The following is a 14,962-nucleotide window of genomic DNA, read 5'->3' on the forward strand; positions in this document are numbered from 1 at the left end:
GGTGGCGTCCGCCCGTCCGCCGCGCGTCGTCCCGTTCCGCATCGTCGGCCTCCTCAGCGCAGTTTGGGGTCGAGGGCGTCGCGGACCGCGTCGCCGAGCATGATGAACGCCAGCACCGTGACGCTCAGCGCGCCCGCCGGCCACAGCAGCATGTGGGGGGCGTCGCGGATGTAGGTGGAGGCGGCCGAGATGTCGATGCCCCAGGAAACGGTGGGGGGCTTGAGGCCCGCGCCGAGGAACGACAGCGTCGCCTCCAGCGAGATGTAGGTGCCCAGCGCGATGGTGGCGACGACGATCACCGGGGCGACGGCGTTGGGCGCGATGTGCCGCAGCAGCAGCCGCCCGTTGCCCGCGCCCAGCGCCCGCGCGGCCTGGACGTAGTCGTGCTGTCTGGCGGCGACCACGGAGCCGCGGGCGATACGGGCGATCTGCGGCCAGCCCAGCAGCACGATGAAGCCGACGACCGGCCAGACGGTGGAACTGGTGACGACGGAGAGGAAGACGAGGCCGCCGAGGAGGACGGGGATGCCGAAGAAGATGTCGGCGAGCCGGGAGAGCAGGGTGTCGGCCCAGCCGCCGAAGAATCCGGCGAGTCCGCCGAGGAGGCTGCCGAGCAGGGTGGCGCCCGCGGTGGCGCAGACGCCGACGGTGACGGAGGCGCGGGCGCCGTACACGACGCGGGTGTAGACGTCGCGGCCCTGGGTGTCGAAGCCGAAGGGGTGGCCGGGCTCGGGGCCGGCCTGTGCCTTGGACAGGTCGGCGCGGTACGGATTCCCGTCGGCGATCAACTGCGGCCACAGGGCGATCACCACAAGAAACAGGATGATCAGAGCCGAGACCACGAAGACCGGATTGCGGCACAGATCGTGCCGGGCGTCGCTCCACAGGCTGCGTGGCCGGCCGCCGGGGGCGCCGGGCGGCCCTGCGGCGGGGACCTGTTCGAGGGAGGCGGCCTCGCCGAGGGCCAGTGCGGCCGCGCCTCCGTCGCCGGGGCCGACGGCGTCCTTGGGGACAGGGGGTTCAGGCATAGCGGATCCTCGGGTCGAGGACGGCGTACAGGAGGTCGACGAGGAGGTTCGCCACCAGGAAGACCAGGACGAGGATGGTCACGAAGCCGACGACCGTCGGGGAGTTCTGCCGCAGGATGCCCTGGTAGATCTGGAATCCGACGCCGTGGATGTTGAAGATCCGCTCGGTGACGATGGCCCCGCCCATCAGCGCGCCGATGTCGGTACCGATGAAGGTGACGACCGGGATCAGTGAATTGCGCAGCAGATGCCGGGTGATGACCCGGTGGCGGGGCAATCCCTTGGCGACGGCGGTACGGACGTAATCGGCGCGGGTGTTCTCGGCGAGCGAGGTACGGGTGAGCCGGGTGACATAGGCGAGGGACACCAGTGCCAGGACGAGGCCGGGCAGCAGGAGTTCGTCCACCGGGGCGGCGAGGGAGACCGCGGGTTTGACCCACTCCGCCTTCACACCGAACAGGAATTGCAGGACATAACCGCTGACGAAGGTCGGGATGGAGACCACGACCAGGGTGAACACCAGGACCGTGGTGTCCACCGCACGGCCCCGGCGCAGTCCGCTGAACACCCCGAGCGTGATACCCAGGACCGCTTCGATGACGATGGCGACAAGCGTGAGCCGCAGCGTCACGGGAAATGCGGCGGCCATGAGTTCGGTGACCGGCTGGCCGTTGAAGGCGGTGCCGAAGTCGCCGCGGAAGATCTGGCCCATGTAGTGCAGGTACTGCTTCCACAGGGGCTGGTCGAGATACAGGTCGGCGCGGATCTGGGCGGCGGTGGCGGGGTCGGGGGCCCGGTCGCCGAACATCGCGGCGACCGGGTCGCCCAGCGCGTACACCATGAAGAAGATCAGGAACGTGCTGCCGGCGAACACCGGGACCATCTGGAGCAGCCGCCGGATCACATAGCGTCCCATGGAATCTCCGGATTCCGGGGAACGAGCCGTGCGGCGGACCGTGCGGCCGGCCGGGCATTCCGTTCCGGGCCGCGCGCGCCGGTGCTCACTTCACCCTGATCTCGTGGTAGACGGGCACCCCGAAGGGGTTGAGGGACACGTTCTCGATGCGTTCGGAGTATCCGGCGCTGCCGTTCTGGTACCACAGCGGGATGGCCGGCATCTGCGCGGCCAGTATTTTCTCCGCGTCCTGGAAGAGGGCGAGAGAGCGGTTTTTGTCGGGCGCGGCATTCGCCTTGTTGACGAGTGCGTCGAACGCCTGGCTGCTGTATTTCCCGTCGTTGGAGGAGGCGCCGGTGTAGTACATGGGTTGCAGGAAGTTCTGGATCAGCGGATAGTCCATCTGCCAGCCGGCGCGGAAGGGTCCGGTCATCTTCTTCGCGCTGATCCTGTTGCGGAAATCGGCGAAGGTGCCGACCGGGGCGCCGACGCAGGCCCGGTCGTCGCCCATGGTGCGGTTGATGCTGTTGCAGATGGCGTCCACCCAGTCCTTGTGGGAGCCGGTGTCCGCGTTGTAGGCGATGCTCATCGTGCCGCCGGGAATTCCCCCGCCCTCCTGGATGAGTTTTCTGGCGCGTTCGGCGTGGAAGACGCAGGCGTCCCCGCACAGTCCGGCCTTGAATCCGCCGTCCGCGCCCAGGACGGGCGAGGTCCAGTCGGTGGCGGGGGTCCGGGTGCCGCGGAAGATCTGCTCGGTGATCCGGTCGCGGTCGATGGCCATGGACAGGCCGCGCCGGACCTTGTCCAATCCCTTTCCGTTCCATTCCGAGTCGTACATCGGGAAGGTAAGGGTCTGGATGACGCCGGCGGGCTGATTGAGATAACGGTCCCCGAGATCCCGCCGGACGTTCCTGAGCTGGGCGGCCGGCACATCGTCGACAAGGTCGAGATTGCCGGCCTGGAGATCGGTGTAGGCGGAGTTGTTGTCGGTGTAGACCCGCAGGTCGACGCCCTCGTTGCGGGCCTTGTCGGGGCCGGGGTAGGCGGGCCACCGCCGCAGCCGCATTCCGGAGCCCTTGAGGTACGCGTCCACGGTGTAGGGGCCGTTGCCGACGGGTTTGCGGACCCAGTCGTCGTGGTGGGTGAAGAAGATGCGGGGCAGCGGCATGAAGGCGGAATAGCCGAGGGTGTCGGGCCAGCTGGAGAATTTCTGCCGGAGCGTCACGGTGAAGGTCCGGTCGTTCACCACCTTCAGTCCGGAGAGCGTTCTGGCGCGGGGCGTACCGCTCGCCGGGTGCACCCGGTCGAATCCGTCGATGTACTGGAAGAACGGCGCGTTCTTCTGTCCGTTGTCGAGCAGGGCGCCGTAGTTCCAGGCGTCGGTGAACGAGCGGGCGGTGACCTTTTCCCCGTTGCTGAAGGTCCAGCCCTTTTTGAGGGTGACGGTGTAGTGCCGGGAGTCCTTGGTGTCGATGCGGTCGGCGAGGACGTTCTCGGGGGCGCCGGTCCTCGGGTTGTACCGCTTGAGCCCCCGGAAGAGCATCTCCAGGACCTTGCCGCCCTGCACCTCGTTGGTGTTCGCCGGTTCCAGCGGGTTCTGCGGGTCGCCCCAGGAGGCGCTGACGACGCCGGGTCCGCCCCCGGTGTCGACGCCCCCGCCGCAGGCCGTGGCGGTGAGGGCGACGGCGGCGGCACACACCGCGCCGGCCGTACGCGTGACACCGCGCATGGCGCCTCCTCAGCTCTCGGCGGGACCTCACCGACATCACAGACCACGAGGGGCCGGGGTGCACGCCCGCACGGGCGTGTGCTGCTCCAATGCGGCCGGGAATCCGCCCGGATGCCCGAGCGAAGCCGTCCCGCCACACTCCGAAATCGAACATGACATCGAAGCAGTCGAATTCTGTCGAATATCGCTCGATCGCCCTACGCCGCGCCGCGGAACGGCAGACTCGACGCCATGAGAGATCAGTTCATGTTCCGCATCCGCCGGCCCGCGTCGCTCCGGTTAGGGCACGCGACCGCCCCACCGGCCGTGGGGCGGCGCCGATGACCGCGCCCGTTCCGGTCGTCCTGCTGCACGCGCTGTCCCTCGACGGGTCGATGTGGGCCGCCCAGGCCGAGGCCCTGCGGCAGCGCGGGCACGAGGTGATCGTTCCGCATCAGCGGGGCTTCGGCGGCACCCCGCTCGGTGACGCGCCGCCGTCCCTGGACGTCGTCGCCGACGACCTGGCCCGCCTCCTCGACGAGCGCGGCGTCGACCGCCCGGCGCTGGTCGGCTGCTCGCTGGGCGGCTACACCGCGATGGCGTTCCTGCGCCGCCACCCCGGCCGTGTACGGGCCCTGGCCCTGATGTCCACCCGGGCCACCGCCGACACCGAGGCGGCCCGCGAGGGACGGGAGACCTTCGCCCAGGTGGTCACCGACCCGGAGCGCGGCCCCGCCCTCGTGGACGCGACCGTCCCCCGGCTGCTCGGCGCGACCGCCCGCGCCCGTCGCCCGGACCTCCTCGCCCGCGTCCTGGCCGACGTACGGAGCGCGCCCCCGGCCTCCCTCGCCTGGACCCAGCGCGCCCTCGCCGTCCGCCCCGACTCCACCGCGGTGCTCGCCGCCACGGACGTACCGGCCCTGGTCGTCGCGGGGGCGGAGGACGAGCTGGTCGCGGAGGACGAGGCCCGCGCCCTCGCCCGGACCCTGCCCCAAGGGCGGCTGCACGTCCTCCCGGACACCGGCCACCTCCAGCCCCTGGAGGCACCGGAGGACCTCACCCGGGCACTCACCGACCTGTTCGCCGCGGAACGCGCCGCGACCTTCTCCACCACCGGGAGCACCGATGACCGCTGACCAGCAGACCTCCTGGGGCTTCGCCACCTCCACCGGGCTGGACTTCACCCACCACACCATCGTCGACGCCCATTTCGCCGCCTGCCGCACCGACTACCTCGACCTGCTGGAGCGGGCCGGGATACGGCCGGGCAGCCACGTCCTCGACGTGGGCTGCGGCAGCGGCGAGTTCCTGCCGCACCTCGCCCGTCTCACGGGAGAGGGCGGCCGGCTGTCCGCCGTCGACCTGGCCGAGGAGAACGTCGCTCTGGTCAAGGGCCGCGCCCAGGAGTGGGACCTGCCGTGTCCCCTGGAGGTGCGGCAGGGCAGCGCACTGCGCCTCCCGTACGCCGACGGCTCCTTCGACGCCGTCTGGTGCGCCAACGCCGTCCAGTACCTGGGTGACGACGAGCTGGCCACCGCGCTGCGGGAGATGCGCCGGGTGGTCCGCCCCGGCGGGCTGATCGCCGTCAAGGAGCTGGACGCGAGCCTGATCACGGCCCGTCCCGCCGACCCGTTCCTCTTCGGCGACTTCTTCCGCCGGGCCGCGAAGGAACCGGGGTACGCCCACAACCTCCTGCGCACCCGCGATCTGCACCGCTGGCTGCGGGAGGCGGGCCTCACCGGTGTGTGGCAGCGCACGGTGCTGATCGAGCACCACGCGCCGCTGTCCCCGCCCGCCCGGGAGTTCTACGGCCTGAGCTGCGCGCAGCTCGCCGCCCAGGCGCGGCGGTTCGGCACCGCGGAGGAGTGGGAGCCGTTCGCGACCCCCGACGGCCCCGGGCATCCGCTGGACGACCCGCAGGCGTACATCAGCGAGGGCAACGCCCTGGCGGTGGGGACGGTGCCGGCGGCCGGCTGAGTGGCAGCGGCGGGGGCGGCGCGGTGCCGTCCGCCCCCGCCGACGGCGTGTCAGGCCGCGCCCACCACGTTCTTCTCGGCCGCGAAGTGGCAGGCCGAGGCGTGTGCCGCGGGCGCGTCCGTACCGGCGAAGCGCTCCGGCACGGCGAGCAGCGGCTCCTCCTGCGCGCACCGCTCCTCGGCCTTCCAGCAGCGGGTGCGGAAGCGGCAGCCGGACGGCGGGTCGGCCGGGGAGGGGACGTCACCGGTGAGGATGATGCGTTCCCGGCGCTCGCGGGCCTCCGGGTCCGGTACGGGGACGGCGGAGAGAAGCGCCTGGGTGTAGGGGTGGGTGGGGTGCTCGTAGATCTCCTCGTCGGTACCGATCTCCGCCATCCGCCCGAGGTACATCACGCCGACGCGGTCGGAGATGTGCCGGACGATGGACAGGTCGTGGGCGATGAAGAGGTAGGACAGCCCGAACTCGTCCTGGAGCTTCTCCATCAGATTGACGACCTGCGCCTGGACGGAGACGTCCAGCGCCGACACCGGCTCGTCGCAGATGATGATCTCGGGGTTGAGGGCGAGGCCCCGGGCGATGCCGATGCGCTGGCGCTGCCCGCCCGAGAACTGGTGCGGATAGCGGTTGACGTACTCCGGGTTGAGGCCGACGACGTCCAGCAGTTCCCGGACGCGCCGGCGGCGGTCGCCCTTCGGGGCCACCTCGGGGTGGATGTCGAAGGGCTCGCCGATGATGTCGCCGACCGTCATCCGCGGATTGAGCGAGGTGTACGGGTCCTGGAACACCATCTGGATGTTGCGGCGTACGGCCTTCAGGGCGCGACCGGACAGCTTGGTGATGTCCTCGCCCTTGTAGAGGACCTCGCCCGCGGTGGCGCGTTCGAGGTTCATCAGCAGCTTGGCGACGGTGGACTTGCCGCAGCCGGACTCGCCGACGATGCCCAGGGTCTCGCCCGGGTAGAGGTCGAAGGAGATCCCGTCGACGGCCTTCACGGCGCCGACCTGCTTGCGCAGCAGCACGCCCTGGGTCAGCGGGAAGTGCTTGACCAGGCCCCGGACCTGGAGGATCGGCTCCCGCACGGTGGTCGTGGACGGTTCAGCCATCGATCGTCTCCTTCCAGAGGTGGCAGGCGCTGCCGCGGCCTTCGCCGACGGCGGCGAGCGCCGGAACGTCGGTCCGGCACAGGTCCTCGGCCCGGGGGCAGCGCGGGTGGAAGGCGCAGCCGCCGGGGATGTCCAGCAGATTGGGCGGCAGGCCCTTGATCGCGTAGAGCTCCTGGCCCTTCTGGTCCAGGCGCGGGATGGAGTCGAGGAGGCCGCGGGTGTAGGGGTGCGCGGGGTTCTTGTACAGCTCGCCGACGGGGGCGTGCTCGACGATCCGCCCCGCGTACATCACGGCGATCTTGTCGGCGACATCCGCGACCACGCCAAGGTCGTGGGTGATCAGGATCAGGCCCATGTGGTACTCACGCTGAAGCTCCGCGAGCAGATCCATCACCTGCGCCTGCACGGTCACGTCCAGCGCCGTCGTCGGCTCGTCCGCGATGATCAGATCCGGCTCCAGCGCCAGCGCCATCGCGATCATGATCCGCTGCCGCATACCGCCGGAGAACTGATGCGGGTAGTCCCCCACCCGGCTCTTGGCCGCCGGGATCTTGACCTTGTCCATCAGCTCGACGGCCTTCGCCGTCGCCGCCTTCCTGGACAGGCCCTGGTGCACCCGGAACATCTCGCCCAGCTGATAGCCCACGGTCAGCACCGGATTCAGCGAGGACAACGCGTCCTGGAAGATCATGGCGATCTCGGCGCCGCGGACCGCGCGCCGCTGCTCGGCGGACATCGCCAGCATGTCCTGGCCGCGGAAGAGGATCTCGCCCTGGGGGATCCTCGCGGGCGGCATGTCGAGGATGCCCATGATCGCCTGCGCGGTGACGGACTTGCCGGAGCCGGACTCGCCCAGCACGGCCAGCGTCTCACCCGCCGCCACGCTGTACGAGACACCGTTGACGGCCTTGACGACGCCGTCACGGGTACGGAACTCGACGTGCAGATCGCGGACGTCGAGCAGCGGTTCGCCCGCGGTGCGGGGGGCGGGGGCGCCCCCGGTGGTCTTCTCGGTGGTGGTCACGTACGCCTCCCTCAGCGCAGCTTGGGGTCGAGGGCGTCGCGGACCGCGTCGCCGAGCATGATGAACGCCAGCACCGTGACGCTCAGCGCGCCCGCCGGCCACAGCAGCATGTGCGGCGCGTTGCGGATCTCGGTGGCGGCCGAGGAGATGTCGATGCCCCACGAGACCGTCGGCGGGCGCAGGCCGACGCCGAGGAACGACAGCGTCGCCTCCAGCGAGATGTAGGTGCCCAGCGCGATGGTGGCGACGACGATCACCGGGGCCAGCGCGTTGGGGGCGATGTGCCGCAGCAGCAGCCGGGGCGTGCCGGCGCCGAGGGCCCGCGCCGCCTGGACGTAGTCCTGCTGCTTGACGCTGATCACCGCGCTGCGGGCGATACGGGCGATCTGCGGCCAGCCCAGCAGCGCCATCAGCACGACGACGGTGAAGATCGAGCCGCCCTTGACGACGGACAGGAAGACGATGCCGCCGAGCAGGACGGGGATGCCGAAGAAGATGTCGCCGACGCGGGAGAGCAGCGCGTCCCACCAGCCGCCGAAGAATCCGGCCAGGCCGCCGAAGAGGCAGCCGAGGGCGGCGGCGAGGAGGGTGGTGCAGATGCCGACGACGACCGAGGCGCGGGCGCCGTGGACGGTGCGGGCGAAGACGTCGCAGCCCTGGGTGTTGAAGCCGAGGGGGTGGCCGGGCGCCGGTCCCTGCTGGGAGCGCGTCAGGTCGCAGGCGTAGGGGCTGGTCGAGGTGAGCAGTCCGGGCCAGAGGGCGATGACGACCAGGAAGAGGATCAGTACCGCGGAGATGAGGAAGACGGGGTTGCGGCGCAGGTCGCGCCAGGCGTCGTTCCACAGGCTGCGGGGCGCGGCACCGGCGCCGGTGTCGTCCGCGGTCCGGGGGGTGTCCGGCTCCGCGGCGGTGGGGCGGGCCGCTTCGGTGGTCTCAGGCATAACGGATCCTCGGGTCCAGGACCGCGTAGAGCAGGTCGACGATCAGGTTGGCGGCGAGGAAGACGACCACGAGGATGGTCACGAAGCCGACGACGGTCGGGGAGTTCTGCCGCAGGATGCCCTGGTAGAGCTGGTAGCCGACGCCCTGGATGTTGAAGATCCGCTCGGTGACGATGGCGCCGCCCATCAGGGCGCCGATGTCGGTGCCGAGGAAGGTGATGACCGGGATCAGCGAGTTGCGCAGCAGGTGCACACCGATGACGCGGCGGCGCGGCAGGCCCTTGGCGGTCGCGGTGCGGATGTAGTCGGAGCGGATGTTCTCGGCGATGGAGGTCCGGGTCAGCCGGGCCACGTACGCCAGGGAGACGCCCGCCAGCACCATGCCGGGGAGCAGGAGTTCCCCGAACCGCACCTCGGTGGAGACCGCGGGGGCGGCCCAGGCCAGCTTGACGCCGATGAAGTACTGGAGCAGGTAGCCGGTGACGAACGTCGGGATGGAGATCACCAGCAGGGTGAGGACGAGGACGCCGGTGTCGACGGCCCGGCCGCGGCGCAGCCCGGCGAGCACGCCGAGGCCGACGCCCACCACGACCTCGATGGCGAAGGCCACCAGGGTGAGCTTGACGGTGTTGGGGAAGGCCGAGGCCATCAGCTCGGCGACGGGTGTGCCGTTGAAGGCGGTGCCGAAGTCGCCGCGGAAGATGCCCGCCATGTACTGGAGATACTGGCTCCACAGCGGGTCGTCGAGGTGCAGGGACTCCCGGATCTGTGCGGCGGTGGCCGGATCGGGGGTCCGGTCTCCGAACATGGCGGCGACGGGGTCGCCCAGTGCGTAGACCATGACGAAGATCAGGAATGTGGTGCCGATGAAGACCGGAACCATCTGGAGCAGTCGCCGGATGACGTAGCGCCCCATGTGTCCTCCAGGAAAGCGCCGACGCGGGGGCAGCCGGAAGGGCCGTACCTGTCGCCGGTGACGAGTACGGGACTTCGGCCGCGCCTGCTGCCGTGAGCGGTTGGGTGGTGCTCGCTCCGCTCCCGGGCCGCCGGCCGCGCCCACCCTGCGGGACGGGCGGGCCGGCGGGCCGGGGGGCAGTCGCGTCGGGTCAGCCCTTGGTCTTGATCTGGGTGAAGACCGGGAAGCTGAAGGCGTTCAGGGTGACGCCGGAGACGTGGTCGGACCAGCCGGCGGTGCCGTTCTGGTACCAGAGCGGGATGCTGACCATCTTGTCGAGGACGATCTTCTCGGCCTGCTTGTAGAGGTCGGTGGCCTTCTTGGTGTCCGCCTCGGAACCGGCCTTCTTGAGCAGTTCGTCGAACTTCGGGTCGCTGAACTTGGCGTCGTTGGAGGCGCCGCCGGTGGCGTACAGCGGGGTCAGGAAGTTCTCGATCTGCGGGTAGTCCATCTGCCAGCCGGCGCGGAACGGCTGGTTCATCTCGCCCTTGGTGATCTGGTTGCGGAAGTCACCGAAGGTGCCGACGGGGTTGCCGACGCAGGCGGTGTCGTCACCGAGCACCTTGTTGATGCTGTTGCAGACCGCGTCCACCCACTGCTTGTGGGAGTCCTTGTCGGCGTTGTAGCCGATGGTCATCTTCCCGCCGGGGATGCCGCCGCCCTCCTTGATGAGCTTCTTGGCCTCGGCGGGGTCGTAGGTGCAGGCGTCGCCGCAGACGTCCTTGCTGTAGCCGTTGGCGTCGCCGAGGACCGGGGAGGTCAGGTCGGTCGCCGGGGTGCGGGTGCCGTGGTAGACCTTCTCGGTGATGCTCTTGCGGTCGACGGCCATGGACAGGCCGCGGCGGACCTTCTCCATGCCGTCCTTGTTCCAACTGTCCTTGTACAGCGGGAAGGTGACGGCCTGCATCACGCCGGCGGGCTGCGAGACGTAGCGGCCCTTGAGGTCCTTCTCGGCGTTCTTGATCTGCTCCGCCGGGATGTCGTCGTCGACGTCGAGGTTGCCGGCCTGGAGGGCGGCGTAGGCGGCGTTGGAGTCGGTGAAGACCTTCAGCAGCACGCCCTTGTTCTGCGGCTTGTCGTCACCCGTGTAGTACTTGTTGGGCACCAGCTTCATCTGCTTGCCCTTGTCGTACGAGTCCACGGCGTACGGACCGTTGCCGACCGGCTTGGCGAGGTAGGCGTCGTGCTGGGAGAAGAACGTCTTCGGCAGCGGTGCGAACGCCTTGTAGCCCAGGCGGACCGGCCAGGTCGACATCTTCTCGTTGAGAGTGACCGTGAAGGTGTGCTCGTCGACGATCTTCAGGCCGGAGAGGGTCTTGGCGGTCGGCTTGCCCTCGGCGGGGGCGACCTTGTCGTAACCCTTGATGTCGGCGAAGAAGTAGGAGTTCTTCTGCGCGTTGGTGCTGAGCGCGCCGTAGTTCCAGGCGTCGACGAACGAGCGGGCGGTGACCGGCTCGCCGTTGGAGAACTTCTGGCCCTTCTTCACCTTGACGGTGAAGGTCTGCTGGTCCTTGCTGGTGATGGACTCGGCGGCGTCGTCCTTGGCCTCACCGGTCTTCGGGTCGTAGCTCTTGAGGTTGCTGAAGATCATGTCCAGCACCTTGCCGCCGAGCACCTCATTGGTGTTCGCGGGCTCCAGCGGGTTCTGCGGGTCGCCCCAGTTCGCCCGGACGACACCGGGGTCGGCGCTCTCGCTGCTTCCCCCTCCGCCACAGGCCGTCGCCCCCAGGGCTATGGCCATCGCTCCTGCGACCCAAGTGGCGCTCTTGGCACCGCGCATGGGACTGCCTCCTCATGAGTTTCCTGACAGGGAAAGAGGCCGGTCGTGACTGACACCCCTGGCAGTCCCACCAGCCCCCATCGCTCGTGAGTCGGCGCTTCTTACGACGCATGACCCATTGACCCGAGCTCAATAGGGCCCAGTCTCAGTCATGTTCCAGCCATAAACCACGCGTAAAAGGTCTCGATTAGATCACATCCGATTCCCGCACAGTTCGGAATCCGGACAAACCAAACCATGCACACAGTTACGAAAGGGACGTTGAGCACAGCGGAACCTTGAATTCCCTCCGCAATGCGGACACCGCGCGCAATGGTCGGGACCAAGAGTCCATTGACACTCGAAGATCACTTCGATATAAGCGCCGCGCCCTGCATTCCGGCACTCCCGGCCACCATACGGAAGCGCCCCGCCGGACCTCGTCCGACGGGGCGCTCCCCTTGTCCCTGCCCGGTCCCGCCGGGCGGTCGTCAGCGCTTGGCGCGCGACGCGGCGCGGGCGCGCTCGCGGGCGTCCAGGTTGACCTTGCGGATACGGACCGCCTCCGGCGTCACCTCGACGCACTCGTCGTCGCGGCAGAACTCCAGCGACTGCTCCAGGGAGAGCTTGCGCGGCGGCACGATCGACTCGGCCACGTCCGCGGTCGAGGACCGCATGTTGGTGAGCTTCTTCTCCTTGGTGATGTTGACGTCCATGTCGTCGGAGCGGGAGTTCTCACCGACGATCATGCCCTCGTACACCTCGGTGCCCGGCTCCACGAAGAGGACGCCGCGCTCCTGGAGGTTGGTCATCGCGAACGCGGTGACCGCGCCGGAGCGGTCGGCGACCAGCGAACCGTTGTTGCGGGTCGTCAGCGTGCCGAACCACGGCTCGTGGCCCTCGTGGATGGAGTGGGCGATACCGGTACCGCGGGTGTTCGTCAGGAACTCCGTGCGGAAGCCGATCAGACCGCGGGACGGGACGACGAACTCCATGCGGACCCAGCCGGAGCCGTGGTTGGACATGTTGTCCATCCGGCCCTTGCGGGTGCCCATGAGCTGGGTGACGGCGCCCATGTGCTCCTCGGGCACGTCGACCGTCATCCGCTCGACCGGCTCGTACGTCTTGCCGTCGACCTCCTTGGTGACGACCTGCGGCTTGCCGATCGTCATCTCGAAGCCCTCGCGGCGCATCTGCTCGACCAGGATGGCCAGCGCCAGCTCACCGCGGCCCTGGACCTCCCAGGCGTCGGGGCGGTCGGTGTCCAGGACGCGCAGCGAGACGTTACCGATCAGCTCGCGGTCGAGGCGGTCCTTGACCTGGCGGGCGGTGACCTTGCGGTCCTTGACGGCGGACTTGGCGTCCGCGCCCTTGCCCGTGCCGCCGCGGCCGACCAGCGGGGAGGTGTTGGTGCCGATGGTCATCGAGATCGCGGGCTCGTCGACCGTGATCAGCGGCAGCGCGACCGGGTTCTCCGGGTCGGCCAGCGTCTCGCCGATCATGATGTCGGGGATACCGGCGACCGCGCAGATGTCACCGGGGCCGGCGGTCTCCGCGGGCTTGCGGGTGAGCGCCTCGGTCATCATCAGCTCGGTGATGCGGACGTTCTGGACCGTGCCGTCGCGCTTGATCCAGGCGACGGTCTGGCCCTTCTTGAGGTGGCCCTGCTCGACGCGGAGCAGCGCGATACGGCCGAGGAAGTTGTCGGCGTCGAGGTTGGTGACATGGGCCTGGAGCGGCGCGTCCTCGTCGTACTCCGGCGCCGGGACGTGCTCCAGCAGGGTGGAGAAGAACGGCTCCAGGTTGTCGCTGTCGGCCGGGACGGTGCCGTCCTCCGGCTTGGTCAGCGAGGCGACGCCGTCGCGGGCGCAGGCGTAGACGATCGGGAACTCGATCTGGTCCTCGTCCGCGTCCAGGTCGAGGAAGAGGTCGTAGGTCTCGTCGACGACCTCGGCGATCCGGGAGTCCGGGCGGTCCGTCTTGTTGATGCACAGGATGACGGGCATCCGCGCGGCCAGCGCCTTGCGCAGCACGAAGCGGGTCTGCGGCAGCGGGCCCTCGGAGGCGTCGACCAGCAGGACCACCGCGTCGACCATCGACAGACCGCGCTCGACCTCGCCACCGAAGTCGGCGTGGCCCGGGGTGTCGATGATGTTGATGGTGATCGGGTCACCACCGTCCTTGGGGTGGTACTTGACCGCCGTGTTCTTCGCCAGGATCGTGATGCCCTTCTCACGCTCCAGGTCGTTGGAGTCCATCATCCGGTCGTCGAGGTTCTCGGCGGCGTGCGCGGCGAAGGCGCCGGCCTGCTTGAGCATGGCGTCGACGAGGGTCGTCTTGCCGTGGTCGACGTGGGCGACGATGGCTACGTTGCGGATGTCGTGACGCGTGGGCACTGGCGGCGCTTCTCCCGGAATCGTGGATGGCGGCGCGTACGGTCCGGCACGCGCGCCTGCCGGGCATGAAGACGCCACGGCCTTATCCCATCGTACGTGGCTGCCGCGGCACCGGCCGCCGCAGCCTGCCCGCACCCCATGTGACCTGGGGGTTTTCACCGGCCGTGCACCTCGGGTCCGGCTGTGCGCCGCCTGCGCGCCGCCCGGGGCCGCGTCCGGTCCCGGGCGACGGCTCACTTCTCGTAGCCGATGTCCTCGAAGCGCGGGGTGGCGAAGCCGAAGGCGCCGACGTTCGCCAGGGACCGCTTGGCGGCGACGATCTCGGGCCGCTGGTAGAGCGGGATGGAGCCGGCCGCGGCCCAGATCCGGGCGTCCGCCCGGTCCATCGCCTCCCGCGAGGCCGCCGGGTCCAGCTCGGAGACCGCCTGATCGAACAGTTGATCGACACGGTCGGTGCCGACCCGGCTGTAGTTCTGCTCGACGGTGAGCGAGCCGTCCGGCGCCGGCCGCGGCTTGGCGTACAGCGGGCGGCCGTCGGTCGCCGGGTAGGCGGTGCCGGGCCAGGAGTACAGGGCGAGATCGAAGTCGCCGGGGGCGATGTGGTCGGTGAAGAAGGACCGCTCGTCGACCGTCTGCACCGCCGCCCGCACCCCGATCTTCGCGAGCATCCCCGTGATCCGGTCACCGACCGCGCGCAGCTGCGCGGAGCCGGGCCCGTCGGGCAGGACGAAGCGCAGGGTCAGCGGCCTGCCGTTCTTGACGACGACGGGGGCGGCGGCCTTCCGGCCGGTCTTCCTCCCGGTGCTCTTCTCGTCGCCGTCCTTCCCCTCGGTGCCGCGCTCCGCCGCGTCGCGTCCGGCCGGGTCGGCGGCGGTGTTCTTGGTGTCGTCGACGCCGTTCGCCCCGCCGTCCTCCGGGCCGGCGCCGGACTGCGCCGCGCGCCGGCCCTCGTCGATCAGGTCGGCGGCGACCCGCGCCTGGACGGAACGGCGCTCGTAGAGCAGCGAGCTGCGGTACGCGTCGGAGCCGACGTCCCCGTGGGCCTCCGCCTCGGCGGCGCCCGCCGCGTCCCGGTAGAAGCCGGCGCTCTGGCGCAGCAGGGCGGACCGCTGGATCTCGGTGTCCGCCACCTTGGCCGCGGACAGCGGCGCCACGGCGAACACCGGGCGCGCCGCG

General features: G+C 69.9%; 11 protein-coding genes and 1 pseudogene. 2 read left to right on the forward strand and 10 right to left on the reverse strand.

What is annotated here, in order from left to right; translation table 11 throughout:
* Positions 1-53: 53 nt before the first annotated feature.
* From AC51EU_RS17865 to AC51EU_RS17875, 3 genes are all read right to left on the reverse strand, one after another.
* The gene (locus AC51EU_RS17865) at positions 54-1,028 is read right to left on the reverse strand and encodes an ABC transporter permease (RefSeq protein ID WP_496267977.1); all 975 of its coding nucleotides are present in this window, start codon (positions 1,026-1,028) and stop codon (positions 54-56) included.
* Positions 1,021-1,944 carry an ABC transporter permease gene (locus AC51EU_RS17870; protein WP_496267978.1) on the reverse strand — a complete coding sequence of 308 codons (924 nt, stop codon included), beginning with the start codon at positions 1,942-1,944 and terminating at the stop codon, positions 1,021-1,023. Before AC51EU_RS17870 ends, AC51EU_RS17865 begins: the two co-directional genes overlap by 8 nt.
* A gap of 85 nt (positions 1,945-2,029) precedes the next feature.
* Positions 2,030-3,652, reverse strand: a complete 1,623-nt coding sequence (locus AC51EU_RS17875) for a peptide ABC transporter substrate-binding protein (protein ID WP_496267979.1) — start codon at positions 3,650-3,652, stop codon at positions 2,030-2,032.
* Positions 3,653-3,972: 320 nt separating this feature from the next.
* Between AC51EU_RS17875 and AC51EU_RS17880 the strand changes: the two genes are divergently transcribed.
* Both AC51EU_RS17880 and AC51EU_RS17885 read left to right on the forward strand, forming a co-directional pair.
* Positions 3,973-4,767 carry an alpha/beta fold hydrolase gene (locus tag AC51EU_RS17880; RefSeq protein ID WP_496267980.1) on the forward strand — a complete coding sequence of 265 codons (795 nt, stop codon included), beginning with the start codon at positions 3,973-3,975 and terminating at the stop codon, positions 4,765-4,767.
* On the forward strand, positions 4,757-5,608 hold the full coding sequence (locus AC51EU_RS17885; RefSeq protein WP_496267981.1) for a class I SAM-dependent methyltransferase: 852 nt from the start codon (positions 4,757-4,759) through the stop codon (positions 5,606-5,608). The genes AC51EU_RS17880 and AC51EU_RS17885 overlap by 11 nt, the downstream gene beginning before the upstream one ends.
* Positions 5,609-5,658: 50 nt before the next feature.
* Here the strand turns inward: AC51EU_RS17885 and AC51EU_RS17890 are convergent, their stop codons facing one another.
* The 7 genes and pseudogenes from AC51EU_RS17890 to AC51EU_RS17920 form a co-directional block, all read right to left on the reverse strand.
* On the reverse strand, positions 5,659-6,711 hold the full coding sequence (locus tag AC51EU_RS17890) for an ABC transporter ATP-binding protein (protein WP_496267982.1): 1,053 nt from the start codon (positions 6,709-6,711) through the stop codon (positions 5,659-5,661).
* Positions 6,704-7,735 (reverse strand): ABC transporter ATP-binding protein, encoded by a 1,032-nt coding sequence (locus tag AC51EU_RS17895; RefSeq protein WP_496267983.1) that lies wholly within the window; start codon positions 7,733-7,735, stop codon positions 6,704-6,706. The genes AC51EU_RS17890 and AC51EU_RS17895 overlap by 8 nt, the downstream gene beginning before the upstream one ends.
* 11 nt (positions 7,736-7,746) lie before the next feature.
* Complete coding sequence (locus AC51EU_RS17900) at positions 7,747-8,676, reverse strand: ABC transporter permease (RefSeq protein ID WP_496267984.1); 930 nt, start codon at positions 8,674-8,676, stop codon at positions 7,747-7,749.
* Positions 8,669-9,592 (reverse strand): ABC transporter permease, encoded by a 924-nt coding sequence (locus AC51EU_RS17905; RefSeq protein WP_496267985.1) that lies wholly within the window; start codon positions 9,590-9,592, stop codon positions 8,669-8,671. The genes AC51EU_RS17900 and AC51EU_RS17905 overlap by 8 nt, the downstream gene beginning before the upstream one ends.
* A 190-nt stretch (positions 9,593-9,782) precedes the next feature.
* On the reverse strand, positions 9,783-11,411 hold the full coding sequence (locus AC51EU_RS17910; protein ID WP_496267986.1) for a peptide ABC transporter substrate-binding protein: 1,629 nt from the start codon (positions 11,409-11,411) through the stop codon (positions 9,783-9,785).
* A 470-nt stretch (positions 11,412-11,881) separates the two neighbouring features.
* Positions 11,882-13,786: a translational GTPase TypA gene (typA, locus tag AC51EU_RS17915; protein WP_496267987.1), complete on the reverse strand. Its 1,905-nt coding sequence runs from the start codon at positions 13,784-13,786 to the stop codon at positions 11,882-11,884.
* A 233-nt stretch (positions 13,787-14,019) separates the two neighbouring features.
* Positions 14,020-14,962, reverse strand: a pseudogene (locus AC51EU_RS17920) (ABC transporter family substrate-binding protein); the annotation flags it as partial.

The organism is Candidatus Streptomyces philanthi, assembly GCF_059553635.1.

Bases quoted from the DNA above. Each gene is read 5' to 3' on its own strand.
- AC51EU_RS17910 (WP_496267986.1), bottom strand. From the start codon at position 11,411: ATGCGCGGTGCCAAGAGCGCCACTTGGGTCGCAGGAGCGATGGCCATA.
- AC51EU_RS17870 (WP_496267978.1), bottom strand. From the start codon at position 1,944: ATGGGACGCTATGTGATCCGGCGGCTGCTCCAGATGGTCCCGGTGTTC.
- AC51EU_RS17900 (WP_496267984.1), bottom strand. From the start codon at position 8,676: ATGCCTGAGACCACCGAAGCGGCCCGCCCCACCGCCGCGGAGCCGGAC.
- AC51EU_RS17865 (WP_496267977.1), bottom strand. From the start codon at position 1,028: ATGCCTGAACCCCCTGTCCCCAAGGACGCCGTCGGCCCCGGCGACGGA.
- AC51EU_RS17885 (WP_496267981.1), top strand. From the start codon at position 4,757: ATGACCGCTGACCAGCAGACCTCCTGGGGCTTCGCCACCTCCACCGGG.
- AC51EU_RS17905 (WP_496267985.1), bottom strand. From the start codon at position 9,592: ATGGGGCGCTACGTCATCCGGCGACTGCTCCAGATGGTTCCGGTCTTC.
- AC51EU_RS17880 (WP_496267980.1), top strand. From the start codon at position 3,973: ATGACCGCGCCCGTTCCGGTCGTCCTGCTGCACGCGCTGTCCCTCGAC.
- AC51EU_RS17875 (WP_496267979.1), bottom strand. From the start codon at position 3,652: ATGCGCGGTGTCACGCGTACGGCCGGCGCGGTGTGTGCCGCCGCCGTC.
- AC51EU_RS17890 (WP_496267982.1), bottom strand. From the start codon at position 6,711: ATGGCTGAACCGTCCACGACCACCGTGCGGGAGCCGATCCTCCAGGTC.